The organism is Achromobacter sp. 46006, assembly GCF_059761975.1.
The window spans coordinates 12,361-31,252 of sequence record NZ_JCBANN010000030.1 but is presented as its reverse complement, the minus strand read 5'-3'; the positions used below and the strand labels follow the sequence as shown (position 1 = coordinate 31,252).

Annotated in this window: 18 protein-coding genes and 1 tRNA gene; 7 read left to right on the top strand and 12 right to left on the bottom strand. The window is 65.1% G+C overall.

The window, feature by feature from the left end; all coding sequences use genetic code 11:
* The first annotated feature begins 48 nt into the window (after positions 1 to 48).
* Together AC6LKG_RS15600 and AC6LKG_RS15595 are read left to right on the top strand one after the other, a co-directional pair.
* On the top strand, positions 49 to 618 hold the full coding sequence (locus tag AC6LKG_RS15600) for a sigma-70 family RNA polymerase sigma factor (RefSeq protein ID WP_498165646.1): 570 nt from the start codon (positions 49 to 51) through the stop codon (positions 616 to 618).
* Positions 615 to 1,343 (top strand): anti-sigma factor, encoded by a 729-nt coding sequence (locus tag AC6LKG_RS15595; RefSeq protein ID WP_498165644.1) that lies wholly within the window; start codon positions 615 to 617, stop codon positions 1,341 to 1,343. Before AC6LKG_RS15600 ends, AC6LKG_RS15595 begins: the two co-directional genes overlap by 4 nt.
* A 17-nt stretch (positions 1,344 to 1,360) precedes the next feature.
* Here AC6LKG_RS15595 and AC6LKG_RS15590 read toward each other — a convergent pair whose 3' ends face one another.
* Positions 1,361 to 2,506: a sterol desaturase family protein gene (locus tag AC6LKG_RS15590; RefSeq protein ID WP_498165643.1), complete on the bottom strand. Its 1,146-nt coding sequence runs from the start codon at positions 2,504 to 2,506 to the stop codon at positions 1,361 to 1,363.
* A gap of 259 nt (positions 2,507 to 2,765) precedes the next feature.
* Here AC6LKG_RS15590 and AC6LKG_RS15585 point away from each other — a divergent pair, with 259 nt between their 5' ends.
* The 3 genes from AC6LKG_RS15585 (at position 2,766) to AC6LKG_RS15575 (ending at position 4,219) form a co-directional block, all read left to right on the top strand.
* Positions 2,766 to 2,990: an HP1242/YdcH family protein gene (locus AC6LKG_RS15585; RefSeq protein WP_049075356.1), complete on the top strand. Its 225-nt coding sequence runs from the start codon at positions 2,766 to 2,768 to the stop codon at positions 2,988 to 2,990.
* 263 nt (positions 2,991 to 3,253) lie between these two features.
* Positions 3,254 to 3,505 (top strand): BssS family protein, encoded by a 252-nt coding sequence (locus tag AC6LKG_RS15580; RefSeq protein WP_498165641.1) that lies wholly within the window; start codon positions 3,254 to 3,256, stop codon positions 3,503 to 3,505.
* Between the two features lie 111 nt (positions 3,506 to 3,616).
* Complete coding sequence (locus AC6LKG_RS15575) at positions 3,617 to 4,219, top strand: LysE/ArgO family amino acid transporter (protein ID WP_498165640.1); 603 nt, start codon at positions 3,617 to 3,619, stop codon at positions 4,217 to 4,219.
* Between the two features lie 22 nt (positions 4,220 to 4,241).
* On the opposite strand, the gene AC6LKG_RS15570 is transcribed toward AC6LKG_RS15575, so the two are convergent.
* On the bottom strand, positions 4,242 to 4,706 hold the full coding sequence (locus tag AC6LKG_RS15570) for a carboxymuconolactone decarboxylase family protein (protein ID WP_498165638.1): 465 nt from the start codon (positions 4,704 to 4,706) through the stop codon (positions 4,242 to 4,244).
* A 160-nt stretch (positions 4,707 to 4,866) separates the two neighbouring features.
* Positions 4,867 to 4,943, bottom strand: a tRNA-Pro gene (locus AC6LKG_RS15565).
* Positions 4,944 to 5,044: 101 nt separating this feature from the next.
* On the opposite strand from AC6LKG_RS15565, the gene AC6LKG_RS15560 reads away from it, so the two are divergent.
* Entirely contained in the window at positions 5,045 to 5,407 is a 363-nt protein-coding gene (locus AC6LKG_RS15560; protein WP_498165637.1) for a hypothetical protein, read from the top strand.
* On the opposite strand, the gene pstB is transcribed toward AC6LKG_RS15560, so the two are convergent.
* From pstB to ppk1, 5 genes are all read right to left on the bottom strand, one after another.
* Entirely contained in the window at positions 5,383 to 6,159 is a 777-nt protein-coding gene (pstB, locus tag AC6LKG_RS15555) for a phosphate ABC transporter ATP-binding protein PstB (protein ID WP_498165636.1), read from the bottom strand. The two genes, AC6LKG_RS15560 and pstB, sit on opposite strands and share 25 nt — an antisense overlap.
* Before the next feature lie 47 nt (positions 6,160 to 6,206).
* A complete protein-coding gene (pstA, locus tag AC6LKG_RS15550) occupies positions 6,207 to 7,064 on the bottom strand; it encodes a phosphate ABC transporter permease PstA (protein ID WP_498165635.1) in 858 nt (285 codons plus the stop codon).
* Positions 7,065 to 7,088: 24 nt separating this feature from the next.
* Entirely contained in the window at positions 7,089 to 8,105 is a 1,017-nt protein-coding gene (pstC, locus tag AC6LKG_RS15545) for a phosphate ABC transporter permease subunit PstC (RefSeq protein WP_498165634.1), read from the bottom strand.
* A 140-nt stretch (positions 8,106 to 8,245) separates the two neighbouring features.
* Positions 8,246 to 9,286, bottom strand: coding sequence for a phosphate ABC transporter substrate-binding protein PstS (gene pstS, locus AC6LKG_RS15540; RefSeq protein ID WP_498165632.1), 1,041 nt, complete (start codon positions 9,284 to 9,286; stop codon positions 8,246 to 8,248).
* Positions 9,287 to 9,795: 509 nt separating this feature from the next.
* The gene (gene ppk1 / locus AC6LKG_RS15535) at positions 9,796 to 11,871 is read right to left on the bottom strand and encodes a polyphosphate kinase 1 (protein WP_498165631.1); all 2,076 of its coding nucleotides are present in this window, start codon (positions 11,869 to 11,871) and stop codon (positions 9,796 to 9,798) included.
* Between the two features lie 218 nt (positions 11,872 to 12,089).
* On the opposite strand from ppk1, the gene ppx reads away from it, so the two are divergent.
* Complete coding sequence (ppx, locus tag AC6LKG_RS15530) at positions 12,090 to 13,577, top strand: exopolyphosphatase (RefSeq protein WP_498165629.1); 1,488 nt, start codon at positions 12,090 to 12,092, stop codon at positions 13,575 to 13,577.
* A gap of 164 nt (positions 13,578 to 13,741) precedes the next feature.
* Here ppx and AC6LKG_RS15525 read toward each other — a convergent pair whose 3' ends face one another.
* The 4 genes from AC6LKG_RS15525 to ftsH form a co-directional block, all read right to left on the bottom strand.
* Positions 13,742 to 14,545: a GNAT family N-acetyltransferase gene (locus AC6LKG_RS15525; protein WP_498165628.1), complete on the bottom strand. Its 804-nt coding sequence runs from the start codon at positions 14,543 to 14,545 to the stop codon at positions 13,742 to 13,744.
* 217 nt (positions 14,546 to 14,762) lie between these two features.
* Positions 14,763 to 16,106, bottom strand: coding sequence for a phosphoglucosamine mutase (gene glmM / locus AC6LKG_RS15520; RefSeq protein WP_498165626.1), 1,344 nt, complete (start codon positions 16,104 to 16,106; stop codon positions 14,763 to 14,765).
* Positions 16,103 to 16,948 (bottom strand): dihydropteroate synthase, encoded by an 846-nt coding sequence (gene folP, locus AC6LKG_RS15515; protein ID WP_498165625.1) that lies wholly within the window; start codon positions 16,946 to 16,948, stop codon positions 16,103 to 16,105. Before folP ends, glmM begins: the two co-directional genes overlap by 4 nt.
* 18 nt (positions 16,949 to 16,966) lie before the next feature.
* Complete coding sequence (gene ftsH / locus AC6LKG_RS15510) at positions 16,967 to 18,865, bottom strand: ATP-dependent zinc metalloprotease FtsH (RefSeq protein ID WP_498165624.1); 1,899 nt, start codon at positions 18,863 to 18,865, stop codon at positions 16,967 to 16,969.
* Positions 18,866 to 18,892: the final 27 nt, after the last annotated feature.

Sequence of the window (18,892 nt, the reverse complement as noted above, 5' to 3'; positions counted from 1 at the left end):
CCATCCGCCGCCCGGACCGTGCCCGGGCCAATCTCCCCGACCGCGAGCATGCCGAACAGACCTGCCCCGGATTTCGATTACGAAGCGGCCCTCAGGGAGTGCGCGGCCGGACGCCGGCCGGCACTGGAGGCCCTCTATCGCCAGGAGGGCGCCCGCCTGCTGGGCGTGGCCCAACGCATCCTGGGCGATCGCGCGCGGGCTGAAGACATCGTGCACGACGCCTTCGTCAATATCTGGAAGCAGGCCGCCACATTCGAGGCCGCCCGCGGCTCGGCGCGCGGCTGGATGTACAGCGTGGCTCGCAACCTGGCACTGAATGCCGCGCGCGATGGCCGCCGCGAGACCGGCGTGGACGACGACACCGCGGCCGCGCTCGATATCCGCGACTCGATGCAGGCGTGGCACGACACCCGCGATGCCTTCGACTGGCGCGAAAGCGCCGGCCGCATCGGCCCGTGCCTGGAACAGCTTGAACCGGTGCGCCGCAACTGCCTGCTGCACGCCTACGTCGAGGGCCTGTCCCACAGTGAAATCGCGCAACGCCTGGAGGCGCCCCTGGGCACGGTAAAGGCCTGGATCAAGCGCAGCCTGAAGGCGCTGAAGGAATGCCTGGCATGAACGCGCAACCCGACACCCCGGAAGGCATCGACGAACTGGCGGGCGAATATGTACTGGGCACCTTGCCCGAGAAGCGCCGGCGCGAGATCGAAAGCCGCCTGCCCAACGACGCCGCGCTGCGCGCCGCGGTGGCGAGCTGGGAAGACCGGCTGCTGCCGTTGGCCGCGCTGGCCGCGCCCGTGGAACCATCGCCCGGCCTGTGGCCGCGCATCGCCTCCACCCTCGACACACGCCAGGCGGGTCCGGCGCGCGCGACTGGCCCGGCTCGTGCGCGACTCTGGGACAACCTGGCATTCTGGCGCGCCGCCGCCTGCGGCCTCGCCGCGGCCCTGGTCCTGACGGTCGCCACCCAGGCCTTGCGGCCAGCCGAGGCGCCGGCCACGACGCAGTACATGGTGGTGCTGGTGGCACCGCAATCGCAGACGCCGGGTTGGGTGGTCCAGGCCCGGGCCGGCCAGCGCGAGGTGCAACTGGTGCCGCTTGCCACGATCCAGGTGCCCCCTGACCGCGCCCTGGAGTTCTGGACCAAGGCCGACGGGTGGGCGGGACCGGTATCGCTGGGACTGGTCAAGCCTGGTGAACCGGTGCGCATTCCGCTGCAACAATTGCCCCCGCTGGAACCGAACCAGCTATTTGAACTGACACTGGAGCCCGCCACCGGCTCGCCGGTAGGCAAGCCCACCGGACCGATCCAGTTCATCGGCCGCGCGGTGAAGGTGATGTAGCGGCCGCGGCCTGCTTCTTACTTCTTGCGGAAGGGGTAAGCCTGCTGCGCCAGGAAGGTGCCGGGCATGTCGTTGTCGAGGATGCCGTAGTTTTCCGGCAGGCGCTTGCCCGTGCCGCGCACCGCCGTGCCGAGCAGGTAGTCGATGAACGACAGATGCGCCGCGTAGTTCTTGTCGATCGCCTCGGTGTCGGACGAATGGTGCCAGTGATGGAAGTCGGGCGTCACGATCACGTAACGCAGCCAGCCCCACGGCAGCTTGACGTTGGAGTGGATCAGCACGGCCTGGAACCCCACGATGATGATGTAGGCATCCAGCACCGGCTTGGAAAAGCCGAGCGCGAACAACACCCCCAGCACCGCCACCCGCGTGATCAGCAGCTCGATGATGTGCAGGCGCGAGCCCGCCAGCCAGTCGAGCGTGCGGGTACTGTGGTGGACGGCGTGGATGCGCCACAGGAACGGCACCTCGTGGTACGCGCGATGCGCGGCGTATTGCACCAGGTCGGCCACCAGCACCGCCAGGAACAGTTCGGCCAGGTAGGGCAGCGACTGGATCGCCTGCTGCAACGGCTCGTAGGCGGCCCACGAGAACAGCCGGTGCACGAAGAAGTTGATGCACAGCAGCACCGCGCCCACCGACAGGTGGTTGAACAGGAAGTGCTTCATGTCCACCTGCCATTCGCCGCGGAACACCGGTTGGCCCGGATACAGCGGGAACAGCTTTTCGAAGATGATGAACACGGTGCTGGAGGCCAGCAGGTCGAGGATGAACCAATCCAGGCCCAGGTAGGGATGGTCGCCGGTGTTGGAGCTCGTCACCACGACCTGGCTGCCGCCGGCGGCCACCGCGATGCACACGAGCACGAACGCAGCGATGTTGAGCCAGCGCTGGCGGCCGAACACGATATTGGTCAGCGCGATGGTGCCCGAGGCCAGCAACGCCGTGAACAGCAGCGTGCGCATCGCATCCACGCTATAGAACGAGCGCAACTCGGGCGTGGTCAGGTACGCCGGGAAGTGAAACGCCAGCACCCCCAGCACAGACAGGATCGCCAGGAACAGCGCAATCACGCCGGTGATCATCCCGGTACCGGGATGAATGCGTCCGTCCTGCTTGAACAAATCCAGGACCTGACGATAGATGGGCACACGCTGATTCATTGCATTTTGATGGCAGACCGCACAGGCAGGCGAGTGTATATCCGCCCCCAAAAAGCAATGCAACCAAACGTGAAATTATGCGACCAGGAGAACTCCCGCCTGAAGCACCCTTGCGTGGCGTCAAATCCGGGCGCCGGCCATCCTCCCGGCGGGTTGACTTTGACGAGCCGTTGCGATGTCATGGAACCGACAGCTCATTTGCGGGGCGGCCCCCCGGCCCCGCGCAGCCCCCCTCAACCGGATCACGCAAGAGGCCGTCATGTTCCCTGAGTACCGTCAACTGATCACCCGCCTGAAAGCCGAGAACGGACATTTCTCGGCCCTGTTCCAGCGCCATAACGACCTGGACCAGGAAATCAAGAACATGGAGGCGGGCATTGTGCCGGCCTCGGACACCAGCGTCGAAGTCCTGAAAAAGGAAAAACTGCTGCTCAAGGACAAGCTGTACAGCCTGCTGCGCGCGGCGGACCAGAACGCCGGCTGACCCGCACGCTGCGTCCGCGCAAGGCGCCGCATTCGCGGCGCCTTTTTGTTGGCCGATGGCACGACCGGCGCCCACGCGACGGACAGGCAGGGGCCGGCCGATACGCCGCGCCAACCTCCCTCCAAACGTTATCCTGTCCGATAAACCTCCCAGCACGGCTGTTTTCGACGCCGACACCACGCGGCCACTTGCTGACCAAAAGCTGAATACATAAAATCAAGCGCGCCGGCCTGTTGCCGGACACGCATAGAGGGCGGAGCAAGGTGCAAGACAGAGACTTCAAGGCAGGCGAAGCGGTATCGCCAGTGACCGGTTGGGCCATGATGCCGCTGGTGGAACACGACTCCCTGCTGCTGCGGCTCGATTTCCTGGCGGAACCGTCGTCCGCCGCCTCGGCGCGCAGCGGACGGGGCCGTGTCTATGCCGTCACCTCCGAACAGTTGCAACTGCTGCTCGACTCGCTGCGGACCCAGCTCGACAAGCTGCAGCCCGGGCCCGCCGGCCCCCGTCACTGAGCTTCGCGGCACCCTGGCACGAATTCAGCGCTGCTAAGGATGGGTTAGCAGCTTTAGATTTTCTAACTCGCTGGCAACCACTAGCCTGTCGTCCTTGCCACGAGGTACGACATGACCAGCGCCTTCTTTCCCGGTTTTCTCCTCAGCCTGAGCCTGATTCTCGCGATCGGTGCGCAGAACGCCTTTGTGCTGCGCCAAGGCTTGCGCCAGGAACACGTCTTTGCGGTGTGCCTGGTCTGCGCCGTGTCGGACGCGGTACTGATTGCGGCCGGTGTCGCGGGATTCGGGCTGGCCTCGGATGCGTTGCCTTGGCTGGCGCCGGTTTTGCGCTATGGCGGCGCCCTGTTCCTGCTGTGCTATGCGATCCGCAACTGGCATTCGGCGCTGCGATCCCCGGGCAGCCTGACGCCGTCCACGCGCGCGGCCGCCGGCCTGGGCACCACCCTGGCCACCTGCCTGGCCTTCACCTGGCTCAACCCGCACGTATATCTGGACACCGTGGTGCTGCTGGGATCCGTCTCCCGCCAGTACGATGGTCGCGAGACTGCCTTCGCGCTGGGAGCGATGAGCGCCTCGTTCCTGTTCTTTTTCACGCTGGGCTTTGGCGCCCGCCTGCTACGGCCTGTGTTCACCAGTCCGGGCGCATGGCGAGTGCTGGATGCCCTGGTCGGAACCGCCATGCTGGCCCTTGCACTGCGACTGCTCTGGCCCTAGCGCCGGGCCGGCGCCCGCGCCGTCAGGCCGCCACCGCCTGCCTGACCGCGGTAGGCACGTTGCGGAACGTGACCCCGAGGCGATTGAAGGCATTCATCAATCCGATCGCGTAGGTCAGGTCGGCCAATTCCTTGTCGTCGAATGCGGCCGCGGCGGCTCCGTAGTCCGCGTCCGGCACGCCCGTGTCGGCCACCCGCGTGACGCACTCGGCCCAGGCCAGCGCCGCCTGCTCGCGCGCGCTGAACAGCGCGCCGGCTTCGCGCCAGACCGGCACCAGCACCAGCTTGTCCACCGCCACGCCCTGCTTGAGCAAGTCCCGCGAATGCATGTCGATGCAGTAGGCGCAGCCATTGATCTGCGAGACGCGCAAATAGACCAGATTGATCAACGTTTCCGGCAGGCCGCACTGGCGCAGATAGGCGTAGACCGCGCCATAGGCTTTGTAGCCTTCGGGGGCGGCATGGCTGTAGTCGAGGCGTTGTTGCATGGTGCATCCTGATGTTGTGGCTGTGGAAGACACCATGCTGCATGCGGACGGCGCTTTCGGGTAGAGCCAAGAAACAGGTTGCGTGCTGGGCCATCCGGCAGGCACTGGGGCCCAATGACAAAGGCCTTACAGAGCAATCTCTGTAAGGCCTTGGTTTTATTGGTCGGGGCGGCGGGATTCGAACTCGCGACCCTCTGCTCCCAAAGCAGATGCGCTACCAGGCTGCGCTACGCCCCGAGGGACGCAACTATACCAGATACCGGGCTCCCGCCGCACGGAAGCGGCCGAGACTCGGACGCCGACACCGCCCGGCGCTCCTCTGATTGACGCCTATATATTTGAAGCATAAATTAATTTGCATCCCGCGAGGACGCAAAGACCATAACGACATTCATCGGGAATTCCATGGCACATGCCGCTACTCCGTCCGCCTGGGCCGCGCCCGCGCGCACCACTTATACCGTGCTGTTCGTCTGCTGGCTGACCATCCTGTCAAGGGCTATGACGTCGGCGTCATGGGCGCGGTGCTGCCCGCCCTGGCTGACGACAAGAGCTGGAACCTGACGTCGCTCGAACTGGGCATGCTGGGCAGCTATGCGCTGGCCAGGAACTTCATCGCGTTCTCGTGCGCGGCGGTACTGGCGGCGTTGTTCGTGGTCCTTATTCCGCGGCGCGATCAGCCGAAACGGCCGGTGATGTAGTCCTCGGTTTCCTTGCGCGACGGCTTCACGAAGATCTGGTCGGTCTGGCCGAACTCCATCAACTCGCCCAGGTACATGTAGGCCGTGAAGTCCGAACAGCGGGCGGCCTGCTGCATGTTGTGGGTCACGATGACGACGGTGTAGTCGTTCTTCAGTTCGGCGATCAGTTCCTCGATCTTGGCGGTCGAGATCGGATCCAGCGCCGAACACGGCTCGTCCAGCAGCAGCACTTCCGGCTTGATGGCCACGCCGCGCGCGATGCACAGGCGCTGTTGCTGGCCGCCCGACAGGCTGTTGCCGCTCTGGTTCAGCTTGTCCTTCACTTCGTTCCAGAGCGCGGCCTTGCTCAGCGCCCATTCCACGCGCTCGTCCATCTCGCCCTTGGACAGGCGCTCGAACAGGCGCACGCCGAAGGCGATGTTGTCGTAGATGCTCATGGGGAACGGCGTGGGCTTCTGGAACACCATGCCGACCTTGGCGCGGATCAGCGAGATGTCCGTCTTGGCGGTCAGCAGGTTCTCGCCGTCCAGGATGATCTCGCCCTCGGCACGCTGGCCCGGGTACAGCTCGAACATGCGGTTGAAGGTGCGCAGCAGCGTCGACTTGCCGCAGCCCGACGGGCCGATGAAGGCGGTGACCTTCTTCTCCTGGATCGACATGTTCACATTGCGGATCGCATGGAACTTGCCGTAGTAGAAGTTCAGGTTCTTGACCTCGATCTTGTTCTTGACGGCGGTAGCGGTGTTTTCCATTTGGTTTCCCTAGATCCGGCGCGGCGGACGCGCCGGCAAAGCGATCTTTACTTGCGGAACATGTTGCGGGCGATGATGTTGATGCCCAGCACCAGCAGCGTAATCAGGGTGGCGCCGGCCCAGGCCAGGTTGTTCCAGTCCTTGAAGGGGCTGGCGGCGTATTGGTAGATCACGACAGGCAGGTTGGCCATCGGGCCGTTCATGTTGGTCGACATGAACTGGTTCGACAGCGCGGTGAACAGCAGCGGCGCGGTTTCGCCCGAGATGCGGGCAATCGCCAGCAGCACGCCGGTGATGATGCCGGTCTTGGCGGCGCGATAGCACACCAGGGTGATCATGCGCCACTTGGGGCAACCCAGTGCCGCGGCGGCTTCGCGCAGGCTGTTGGGCACCAGCAGCAGCATGTTGTCGGTGGTGCGCACCACCACCGGGATCACCAGGATCGACAGCGCGATGGCGCCGGCCCAGCCCGAGTAGTGCCCGACCTGTGCCACGTACACGGCGTAGATGAACAGGCCGATGATGATGGACGGCGCCGACAGCAGCACGTCGTTCAGGAAGCGCGTGGCTGGCGCCAGCCAGCCGCGCTGGCCGTATTCGGCCAGGTAGGTGCCGGCCAGGATGCCGACCGGCGTGCCGATCAGCGTACCCACGCCGGCCATCATCACGCTGCCGAAGATGGCGTTGACCAGGCCGCCGGCCTGCCCCGGCGGCGGCGTGATCTCGGTGAAGAGCGTCAAGGACAGCGCCGGCGCGCCCTTGAACAGCAGGGTCAGGATGATCCAGAACAACCAGAACAGCCCAAACACCAGCGTGCCCAGCGAGATGGTCAGCATGACGCGATTGACCACGCGACGGCGGCGATACACGCCATTCTGCATATTGAGTACGGAGACAGCAGCCATGATCTTTTCCTTGTGCGGCGCAGGTCAGCTACGCTTGCCTTCATTGGCCGACAGGCGGACCAGCAGCATCTTGGCGAGCGCCAGCACGATGGTGGTGATGAGGAACAGGATCAGGCCCAATTCCAGCAGCGCCGACTTCTGGATGCCGCCCGCTTCATTGAATTCGTTGGCCAACGCCGAGGCGATCGAGTTGCCCGGCGAGAACAGCGAGCCAGACCATTTGAAGGCGTTGCCGATGACGAACGTCACCGCCATGGTTTCGCCCAGCGCGCGTCCCAGGCCCAGCATGATGCCGCCGATGACGCCCGACTTGGTGAACGGCAGCACCACGCGCCACATCACTTCCCAGGTCGTGCTGCCCAGGCCGTAGGCCGATTCCTTCAGCATGGCCGGCACCAGCTCGAACACGTCGCGCATCACCGCGGCGATGAACGGGATGATCATGATCGACAAAATCAGGCCGGCGGTGAAGATGCCGATGCCGAATGGCGGCCCCGCGAACATGCCGCCGATGATCGGCACGCTGCCCAGGGTGGCGATCAGGAAAGGCTGCACGTACTGCTGGAACACCGGCACGAAGACGAACAGGCCCCACATGCCGTAGATGATGGACGGAATCGCCGCCAGCATCTCGACCGCGGTGCCCAGCGGGCGGCGCAGCCAGGTCGGCGACAGTTCGGTCAGGAAGATGGCGATGCCGAACGACACCGGCACCGCGATGACCAGGGCAATGGCCGAGGTCAGCAGCGTGCCGATGATGGGAACCACCGCGCCGTAGCTTTGCTTGACGGGATCCCAATCGTTCAGCCACAGGAACGACAGGCCGTACTTGGCCAGCGTTTCACGGCTGCCGTAGATCAGGGATACGAGGATCGCCGCCAGCAGGATGAACACCAGGAAGGCGAACAGGCGGGTCAGGTTCTTGAACAGCGCATCCATCAGCGCGTTGTTGTTTTGCTTCATAGGCGAAGGCGTGCCGGTAGTCACGGAGTCCGCCACGCTGGGCGAAAGCGGCACACTATTATCCATTACCGCGCTCATGGATGGACTTTCCTTAGGAAACCTTGGGGGAAACTACGATTGGGCCCCGGGGGGACCCGCCCCGCCATCCGACAAGCCGGACAGCAGGGCAGTTGGCCGATGCTGGCGCGCGGCCGGGCCGCCGCGCCAGGCACCCGCTTTTACTTCCAGACCGGCTTGCCGTCGGCGGCCTTGACTTCGCCCCAGGCGGCGCGGATTTCCTTGGTCACGGCGTCCGGCAGCGGCACGTAGTCCATGGCTTCGGCCGACTTGGCGCCGTTCTTGAAGGCCCAGTCGAAGAAGTCCAGCACGGCCTTGCCCTGCACCGGCTTGTCCTGCTTCTTGTGCAGCAGGATGAAGGTGGCGGCGGTCACGGGCCAGGAATCGGCGCCCGGCTCGTCGGTCAGCACCACGCCCATGCCCGGCGCGCTCTTCCAGTCGGCGTTGGCGGCGGCGGCGGCGAAGGCCTTCTGCTCCGGCTGGACGAACTTGCCGGCCTTGTTCTGCAACTGCGTCCAGGCCAGCTTGTTCTGCTTGGCATAGGCGTATTCGACGTAGCCGATCGAGTTCTTCAACTGGCCGACGTAGGCGGCGACGCCTTCGTTACCCTTGCCACCCTGGCCCACGGGCCACTTGACGGCCTTGCCTTCGCCGACTTGTTCCTTCCACTCCGGCGACACCTTCGACAGGTAGTTGGTCCAGCCGAAGGTGGTGCCCGAACCGTCCGAACGGTGCACGACGATGATGTCGGCCGACGGCAGCTTCAGGTCGGGGTTCATCGCCTTGATGGCGGCGTCGTCCCACTTCTTGATCTTGCCCAGGAAGATGTCGCCCAGGACCTTGCCCGACAGCTTCAGCTTGCCCGGCTCGATGCCGTCGATATTCACCACGGCCACGGTGCCGCCGATGACGGCCGGGAATTGCAGCAGGCCGTTCTTTTCCAGGTCGGCTGCCTTCATGGGATCGTCCGAGGCGCCGAAATCGACGGTCTTGGCGATGATCTGTTGCTGGCCGCCGCCCGAACCGATCGACTGGTAGTTCACGGCATTGTTGGTCGCGGCCTTGTAGTCCGACGCCCACTTGGCGTAGATCGGGTACGGGAACGAAGCGCCGGCGCCGGTCACATCGGCGGCCTGGACGGCGAAAACGGCGGCGCTCAGCGCGACGCCCAGGGATACTTGTTTGAAGACACGTTTGAACATCTTGGTTCCTTCTGTGCTCGTTAGAGGAGTCTTTGGCAGGCTTTCCACTGCCTGTCTTTCAGCGACCCTCGCATGTTAGAAGCCCAACGTGACAAGATAGTGACAGTCATATACCCCCCCCCGAGGCGCGTAGCGCCTCCCCCCCAGGGGGGCGCCGGTGGCGGACCGGCGGAGCCGGATCCGCGCGGCCTGGCTTGCGAGGGTGGTGCCCTGGGTGGTGGTTTTCTGACGGTGATGAGGGTTCGGGACGGATGGTTTGGCTCGGGGGGCGCCGGTGGCAGACCGGCGGAGCCGGATCCGCGCGGCCTGGCTTGGGAGGGTGGTGCCCTGGGTGGTGGTTTTCTGACGGTGACGAGGGTTCGGGACGGATGGTTTGGCTCGGGGGGCGCCTGCGTCGAGCGGCCTGGCTTTGTCCGGCGGATATTGGGGACGGATAGAAAAGGCCCCGCTGGGCGGGGCCTTTTCCGGTTCCGCGTCGCCTACCGCGGAAGGGGTAAGGACGGGCGAGGCTACACGCCCAGCTTCTGCATCAGGTACTGGTGCAGGTTGAAGGGCTCGCGGCGGCTGCGCACGCGGACGTAGTCGCCGTCGGCCTGTTGCTGCCAGGCCAGTTGGTTGTCGCGCAGGGCAAAGGTGAAGGCTTCGTCGATGACGCGCTTCTTGAGCGTCTTGTCGTAGATCGGGAAGGCGATTTCCACGCGGCGGAAGAAATTGCGGTCCATCCAGTCGGCCGACGACAGATACACCGTCTCGGCGCCTTCGGCATAGAAATAGAACACGCGCGAGTGTTCCAGGAAGCGGCCGACGATGGAACGCACCCGGATGTTCTCTGACAACCCCGGCACGCCGGCGCGCAGCGCGCACACGCCGCGCACGATCAGGTCGATCTTCACGCCGGCCTGGCTGGCCTTGTAGAGCTCCTCGATGATCTGCTCTTCCAGCAGCGAGTTCATCTTGGCCATGATGCGCGCACGCTTGCCGGCCTTGGCGGCGCGCGCCTCGGCGCGGATCAGCGCCACCATGCCGTCATGCATGGTGAACGGCGACTGCATCAGCGACTTGAGCGCGCGGCGCGCGCCCAGGCCGGTCAACTGCGCGAACACCTTGTCCATGTCTTCGCACAGCTTGGGATCGGCGGTCAGCAGGCCGAAATCGGTGTACAGGCGCGCAGTGCGCGGGTGATAGTTGCCGGTGCCCAGATGGGCGTAGCGGCGCAGCCGGCCCTTTTCGCGCCGCAGTACCACCGCCATCTTGGCATGGGTCTTGTGCGCCACCACCCCGTAGACCACGTGCGCCCCCACCTCTTCCAGCTTGGAGGCCCAGTTGATGTTGGTCTGCTCGTCGAAGCGCGCCATCAGCTCCACCACCACCGTCACTTCCTTGCCGGCGCGCGCCGCGGCCAGCAGGATCTTCATCAGCTCGGAATCCTCTCCGGTGCGGTAGATGGTCTGCTTGATGGCCATCACGTCCGGGTCGAGCGCGGCGGCGGTCAGGAAGTCAATGACCGGCTGGAACGACTGGTACGGATGGTGCAGCAACCTGTCCTGTTCAGCCACCGCCTCGAACAGCTCGGCAGGCTTGTCGCCGACCCGGTCGAACGGCGCCGGAACCGGCGCGCGGTAGTCGGGGAACAGCAGGTCGGGCCGGCTGGGCGAGTTGCACAATTGCATCAATCGCGACAGGTTGACCGGCCCGGGCACCCGGTAGGTGTCCTCGGGCTTGAGCGAGAATTCGCGCTGCAGGAAGGTTTCCAGTTCGACCGGCGTCAGCTTGTCGATTTCCAGGCGCACGGCGGCGCCGAAGTTGCGCTGCGACAACTCGCCCTGCAAGGCGTGGCGCAGGTTGGTGACCTCCTCTTCGTCCACGAACAGGTCGCTGTTGCGCGTCACCCGCCACTGGTAGCAACCCAGCATTTCCAGGCCCGGGAACAGCTCCCCGACGAAGGCGCGCAGCAGCGAGGTCAGCAGGATATAGCCTTCCGGATGGCCGGACAGCTCCTGCGGCATCTTGATCAGGCGCGGCAGCGCGCGCGGCGCCTGCACCACGGCGATCGAGGCCTGGCGGCCGAAAGCATCGGCGCCCGACAGCGAGACGATGAAATTGAGGCTCTTGTTGTAGACCCGCGGGAACGGGTGCGCCGGGTCCAGTCCGATCGGCGTCAGCAGCGGCATGACATCGCGGTTGAACACCTCGCGCGCCCACTCCTGCTGTTCGGCATTCCATTCAGACGCATGGTGCAGCGCGATGCCCTCCGCCTGCAATGCAGGCAGGATGGCGTCGTTCAGCAGGGCGTACTGGCGCCCCACCAGTTCGTGCACCGCCTGCTGGACGTTCTCGAAGGCCTGGTCCGGCGTCATGCCGTCCGGCCCCACCAGGTTGGGCGACTGGCGCTGCTGCTCTTTCAGGCTGGAGATGCGGATCTCGAAGAACTCATCCAGGTTGGAACTGACAATGCAAACGTAACGCAGCCGCTCGAGCAAGGGAGTCGTGGGGTTCTCCGCCATCGCCAGCACGCGTTCGTTGAACTTGAGCAGCGACAATTCGCGATTCAGGAGCAAGGGCTCGGCGGGCGGACGTGAGGGCATACGGGATTCCATACGTTGGGGAGCGTAGCGTTTTACTGCAAACAAATGACGATTCCATGACATCGCGGCATATACGTAGCGTACGACAAAACCGGGACGCATGGGACATCGTCTCGCGCCGCCAATGCCCTGATCCATAAGCGAAAACCCGCAGCGGCCGGCGCTGTCACATGGGGTCTCTATAATCAGGCCACCCTACAGCCATTATCACCAGCCGCATGGATCAACTTCTGGCCGCCGTGGACCTCGGGTCCAACAGCTTCCGCCTCTCCATCGGACGCATCGTCCAACAGGACGGTACGCCCCAGATCTACCAGATCGACCGCCTCAAGGAAACCGTCCGGCTCGCCGCCGGGCTGGACACCGAAAAACGCCTGGGCGACGAAGCGATCGAACGGGCCATCGCCGTGCTGGGACGTTTCGGCGACCGCCTGCGCAGCTTCCATCCCAACCGGGTGCGCGCGGTGGCCACCAACACCTTCCGGGTGGCGCGCAATACCCGAGACTTCCTGCCGCGGGCCGAAGCCGCCCTGGGCTTTCCCATCGAAGTCATCGCCGGGCGCGAAGAGGCCCGCCTGATCTTCTCGGGCGTGGTGCACACCCTGCCCCCCTCTCCCAACAAGCGCCTGGTGATCGACATCGGCGGCGGCTCCACCGAAGTCATCATCGGCAAGGGCCACGAGCCCGGCCTGATGTCCTCGCTCTACATGGGCTGCGTCAGCTACAGCCGCCAGTTCTTCTCGGACGGCATCGTCGATGCCCACCAGATGAAACAGGCCGAGCTGGCCGCCCGGCGCGAAATCGAAGTCATCGCCAAGCAGTACCGCAAGACGGGCTGGAAGGAAGCCTACGGCTCGTCCGGCACCGCCAAGGCGCTGTTCGCCATTCTCACCGAAGGCGGCATGTCGGATCGCGGCATCACCCGCGCCGGCCTGAGCAAGCTGAAAGACCGTATCGTGCGCGCCGGCCGTGTCATCCCGTCCGAGCTGCCGGGCATCAAGATCGAACGCGCCGACGTGCTGCCGGGCGGGCTGGCCATCATGAGCGCGCTGTTCGACGAACTCGGCATCGACGTCATGCATACCGGCGACGGTGCGCTGCGCCTGGGAGTGCTGTACGATCTGCTGGGCCGCGACGACGAGCACGACAAGCGCGACGAATCGGTGCGCCAGTTCATGAAGCGCTACCACGTCGACGTCAACCAGGCGCGTCGCGTGCACCACGCCGCCCTCAGCCTGTTCGACGCGATGATGCCGGAAGGCCCGGAACGCGCCGAGCTGCGCGCTGCCCTGGGCTGGGCCGCGGACCTGCACGAAGTGGGCCTGTCGATCGCCCACAACGCCTATCACAAGCACACTGCCTACGTGCTGGAAAACGCCGACATGCCGGGCTTCTCGCGCGCCGACCAGCAGTTGCTGGCGCTGCTGGCGCTGGGGCACCAGGGCAAGCTGGGCAAGCTCGAACCGCTGGTGCGCAACCGCGCCCAATGGATGGCCATCCTCAGTCTGCGCCTGGCGGTGCTGCTGTTCCGCCGCCGCGGCGAAATCGAGCCCCTGCCGCTGACCGCGTCCATGCGCAGCGACTCGATCGTGGTGCGGGTGAACCGCGACTGGCTGGCGCAGCATCCGCTCAGCGATTTCACGCTGCGCGCGGAAGAAGCGGAATGGTCCAAGGTCGGCTTCTCGTTCCAACTGCTCGAATTCTGAAAACGACAAGGCCCCGGAGTGATCCGGGGCCTTGCGCCAAAGAACCAGGCGCTAGAACGGCGACAGGTCGGTCTGGCGATCGAGCTGCTTGAGCTCCAGACGGAAAGGCCGCGTGGCCCGCCGTATCAATCTGATCTTCATACGGCGGAACAGGCGGCGCATGATCAGCGCTGCCCGTTGGCGGCGGGCTGGTCGAGGCCGAAATGGCGGCGGTAACGCTCGTCCATCCCGTCCATCTTCAGCAGCACCGGAAAATCGGCAGCATTGAAATCGGGATCCCATGCCGGTTCGCCGCACACGGTGGCGCCCAGCTTAAGGTAACCCTTGATCAGCGGCGGCACGCGCGCCGGCAGGGTGCTGTTGAGCTTTTCCACCGGGTAGCGGTGCAGCGGCGTCACGTGCGGCTGGCCTTCCTTGGGCAACTGCTTGGAAATGGTGCGCCACACTTCGGCGGCGGTGACGCCGTCGTCGCGCAGGCTGACGCTGGCGCAGCCCAGCACGTATTGGTAACCGCCACGGCGCAGGTATTCCGCCAGGCCCGACCACAGCAACATGATGACCGCGCCATTGCGGTAGTCGGCGTGGGTGCACGAACGCCCCACTTCCACCAGCTCGTCGTGGATGGCGCCCAGGCCAGACAGGTCGAATTCGGATTGCGAGTAATAGCCGCCGGCCTCGCGTGCCTTTTCGGGCGTAAGAATCCGGTAGGTGCCCACGACACGGCCGGTATCGAGCTCGCGCACCATCAGGTGCTCGCAGAAGGGATCGAAGCGGTCGTGCTCGATTCCGTCCTGGGCATCCGGGAAGACCGCACCCATGTCTTCGGTGAAGACGTCGTAGCGCAGGCGCTGGATCTGTTCAATTTCCTCGGCCGTGCGCGCCAGGCCGACCACCAGCACCCTCGCGGCGGGGCCGGTCCACGGTTCTGCGGCATTACGGCTTGGGTTGATGCGTGCTAGTTCCAGCATTGCGCGAAGCTCCTAGAGAGTCCAGTCAGTGTGGACGCCCTGTATGTCAAAGACTTGACCAATATGTTACGTGACTATGAAGTTTAGTTCGGAGCAATGCGGCCCAATTCCCGCAAAGCTCGACAAAACTTTACAAATCAATACGCAATGTTCACAAACAATGGCCATTCATCGCAAAACAATGAATGGCCATGTTCGATCGGGGCAAAAAAAGACGTTATCCCAAGCTGGCCGCCAGCTTCTCGGCAGAGGAGACGGCCAGGGCTTCATCCTCTGCCTCGACCATCAGGCGCAGCTTGGGCTCGGTGCCGGAAGCGCGGATCAGGATACGGCCACGGCCGCCCAGCTCAGCCTCGACAGCCTGGCGCGCCGCGGTCAGGCCGGCATGGGTTTTCCAGTCCTGGCCCGGCGCCAGCGGCACGTTGATCATCTTCTGCGGATACATGCGCAGGTCCTGGACCCACTCGGCCATCGTGGCCTGGTTGCGCCGCAGCGCGGTCAGCACCTGCAGCGCCGCCACGATGCCATCGCCGGTGGAATGGCAATCCAGGCACAGCAGGTGGCCCGAACTCTCTCCGCCATACAGCCAGCCGCGCGCCTGCATCTGCTCGAGCACATAGCGGTCGCCCACATTGGCGCGTTCGAAACCCACGCCCAGGCGTTGCAGCTCGCGCTCGAAGCCGAAGTTGGTCATCAGCGTGCCAACCACTCCGTCGACCTTGCCGCGCTGCATGCGCTCGCGCAGGATGGCGTAGAGCAGTTCATCGCCGTTGTAGATGCGGCCGTCACCGTCCACCATCTGCAACCGGTCGGCGTCGCCATCCAGGGCGATGCCAAGCTGGGCGCCGCGCGCCTTCACTTCCTTGGCCAGCAGTTCCGGGTGCAGCGCGCCCACGCCCTTGTTGATGTTGAAGCCATCCGGATGCACGCCGATGGCGTGCACTTCGGCGCCCAGTTCGCGGAACACGTGCGGCGCGATGTTGTAGGCGGCGCCATGGGCGGCGTCCACCACGATCGCCATGCCGTTCAGGTCCAGGTCGTTCGGGAAGGTGCTCTTGCAGAATTCGATGTAGCGGCCCTGGGAGTCCGACATGCGGCGCGCACGCCCCAGCCCTTCGGAGCTGACGCAGCCCAGCGGCTCGTCCAGCGCGGCCTCGATGGCAGCCTCGATCTCATCGGGCAGCTTCATGCCCTGGGCCGAGAAGAACTTGATGCCGTTGTCCTGATAGGGATTGTGCGAGGCGCTGATCACGATGCCGGCGACCAGGCGCAGCGCGCGGGTCAAGTAGGCCACGGCGGGAGTGGGAATCGGGCCGGCCAGCAGCACGTCGATGCCCGCGGCCGACAGGCCGGCTTCCAGCGCCGATTCCAGCATGTAGCCGGAAATGCGGGTGTCCTTGCCGATCACGACCTGCGGGCGGCTGCCGCCGCGCACCGCGTGCTCGCGGGCCAGCACGCGGCCGGCGGCGTAGCCCAGGCGCAGGGCGAATTCAGCGTTGATCACCGGGCCGCCGACTTCGCCGCGCACCCCGTCGGTACCAAAATACTTGCGTTGAGTCATGAATTGATTGCTCCTTGTTCGGCCGCCTGCCAGACCTTGAGCGCGTCGACCGTGGCCGCCACATCGTGCACCCGCACGATGGAGGCGCCGCGGGCCACACAGGCCAGGGCGGCGGCAATGCTGCCAGCCAGACGGTCGCCGACCGGCCTGCCGGTGGCCTGGCCGATCATGTTCTTGCGCGACAGGCCGATCAGCAATGGATAACCGCCGCTGCGCAGGCTGGAGAGCCGGCGCAGCAACTGGAAGTTCTGGTCGGCGGTCTTGCCGAACCCGAAACCGGGGTCCAGCACGATACGTCGGGGGTCGACCCAGGCGGCGCGCAGCTTTTGCGCCCGCGATCCCAGGAAGAGCCCGATTTCACCGATCAGGTCGGAATATTCGGGCGGCGTCGCCTGCATGGTGCGCGGTTCGCCTTTCATGTGCATCACGCACAGCCCGCAACGCGATTGCGCCACCGCCTCGATGGCCCCGGGCTGCCGGAAGCCGTAGATGTCGTTGATCATGTCGGCGCCGGCGTCGAGCACGGCGCGCATGACCTCGGGCTTGAAGGTATCGATGGACAGCGGCACGCCGCAATCGCGCAACGCCTCGATCACCGGCAGCAGCCGGTCGAGCTCGTCGGCGACGGACACCGGCTCGGCGCCGGGCCGCGTAGACTCGCCGCCCAGGTCGAGGATGTGGGCGCCCTCCGCAATCAATTGGCGCGCGTGCGCCACCGCGGAATCGGTATCGTCGTGTTGGCCCCCGTCGGAAAACGAGTCCGGCGTGACATTGACGATCCCCATGACAAGCGGGCGCTCGAGATCGAACTCGAAGCGCCCGCAAAGGAAGTTATTCGCCATAAATCAGGACGAAGAACCTCAGACGGCGGCTGCCGTGTTGCCGCCGGCGGCCAGCCCGGTCGGCGGCGTGTCCGACGTATCGGACGGGCCTTGCGGCGTCTTCGGGGGACGCGGCGGACGGCCCTCGATGATGTCGTCGATCTGGTCGGAATCGATGGTTTCCCACTCGAGCAGCGCGGCGGTCATGGCCTCGACCTTGTCGCGGTTGTCTTCGAGGATCTTGCGCGCAACGCCATACTGCTCGTCGATGATGCGGCGGATCTCGGAGTCCACCTTCTGCATGGTGGCTTCGGACATGTGCGTGGTCTTGGTCACGCTGCGGCCCAGGAAGACCTCGCCTTCGTTCTCGGCGTAGACCATCGGACCCAGTTCGTCGGTCATGCCGTAGCGCGTGACGATGTCGCGGGCGATGGCCGTGGCACGCTCGAAGTCGTTCGAGGCGCCGGTGGTCATCTGGTTCATGAAGAGCTCTTCGGCGATACGGCCGCCGAACAGCACCGCGATGGTCGACAGCAAGCGGCTCTTGTCCATGCTGTAGCGATCGCTCTCGGGCAACTGCATCGTCACGCCCAGCGCGCGGCCGCGCGGGATGATGGTGACCTTGTGGACCGGATCGGTCTTGGGCAACATGCGGGCGACGATGGCATGGCCGGATTCGTGGTACGCAGTGTTCTTGCGTTCCTCTTCGGGCATGACGATCGAGCGGCGCTCGGCGCCCATGATGATCTTGTCCTTGGCCTTTTCGAAGTCCGACATGTCGACCGTACGGCCGTTGCGGCGCGCGGCGAACAGCGCGGCCTCGTTGACCAGGTTGGCCAGGTCGGCGCCAGAGAAGCCCGGGGTGCCGCGCGCCAGGATGGTGGCGTCGACGTTGGGCGACAGCGGCACCTTGCGCATGTGGACCTTCAGGATCTGCTCGCGGCCGCGAATGTCGGGCAGCGGCACCACGACCTGGCGATCGAAGCGGCCCGGGCGCAGCAGCGCCGGATCCAGCACGTCGGGCCGGTTGGTGGCGGCGATCACGATGACACCCTGGCCCGACTCGAAGCCGTCCATTTCGACCAGCATCTGGTTCAGCGTCTGCTCGCGTTCGTCGTTGCCGCCGCCCAGGCCGGCGCCACGCTGGCGACCGACCGCGTCGATTTCGTCGATGAAGATGATGCAGGGCGCATGCTTCTTGGCGTTCTCGAACATGTCGCGCACGCGGGCCGCGCCCACGCCGACGAACATTTCAACGAAGTCCGAACCGGAGATGCTGAAGAACGGCACCTTGGCTTCGCCGGCGATGGCCTTGGCCAGCAGCGTCTTGCCGGTACCGGGCGAACCGACCATCAGCACGCCACGCGGGATGCGGCCGCCCAGCTTCTGGAACTTGCTGGGGTCGCGCAGGAAGTCAACCAGCTCCTGGACGTCTTCCTTGGCTTCATCGCAGCCGGCGACGTCGGCGAAGGTGATCTGGTTGGTGTTCTCGTCTAGCATGCGGGCGCGCGACTTGCCGAAGCTGAACGCGCCGCCCCTGCCGCCGCCCTGCATCTGGCGCATGAAGAACACCCATACGCCGATCAGCAGCAGCATGGGGAACCAGGAGACGAAGATGCTCATGAGCAGCGACTGCTCTTCGCGCGGCTTGCCCGACACCTGCACGCCGTACTTGAGCAGGTCTGAAACCATCCAGAGGTCGCCCGGCGAGGTCAGCGTGTAGGGACGGCCCGCGTCCGGGGTGACGTAGAGCACGTCGCCGCCGGGGCCGCCTTGCACGTCCACCTTGCGGATACGGCCCGCCTTGGCGTCGTCCATGAACTGCGTGTAGGTCACGCCGTCCTGGGTCTGCGCGCGTCCGTCGAACTGCTTGAAGACCGTGAATAGCACCAGGGCTATCACCATCCAGACGGCGACTTTCGAAAATGAATTATTCAAGGTCGATCTCCTGCTTTCGATTCCGAC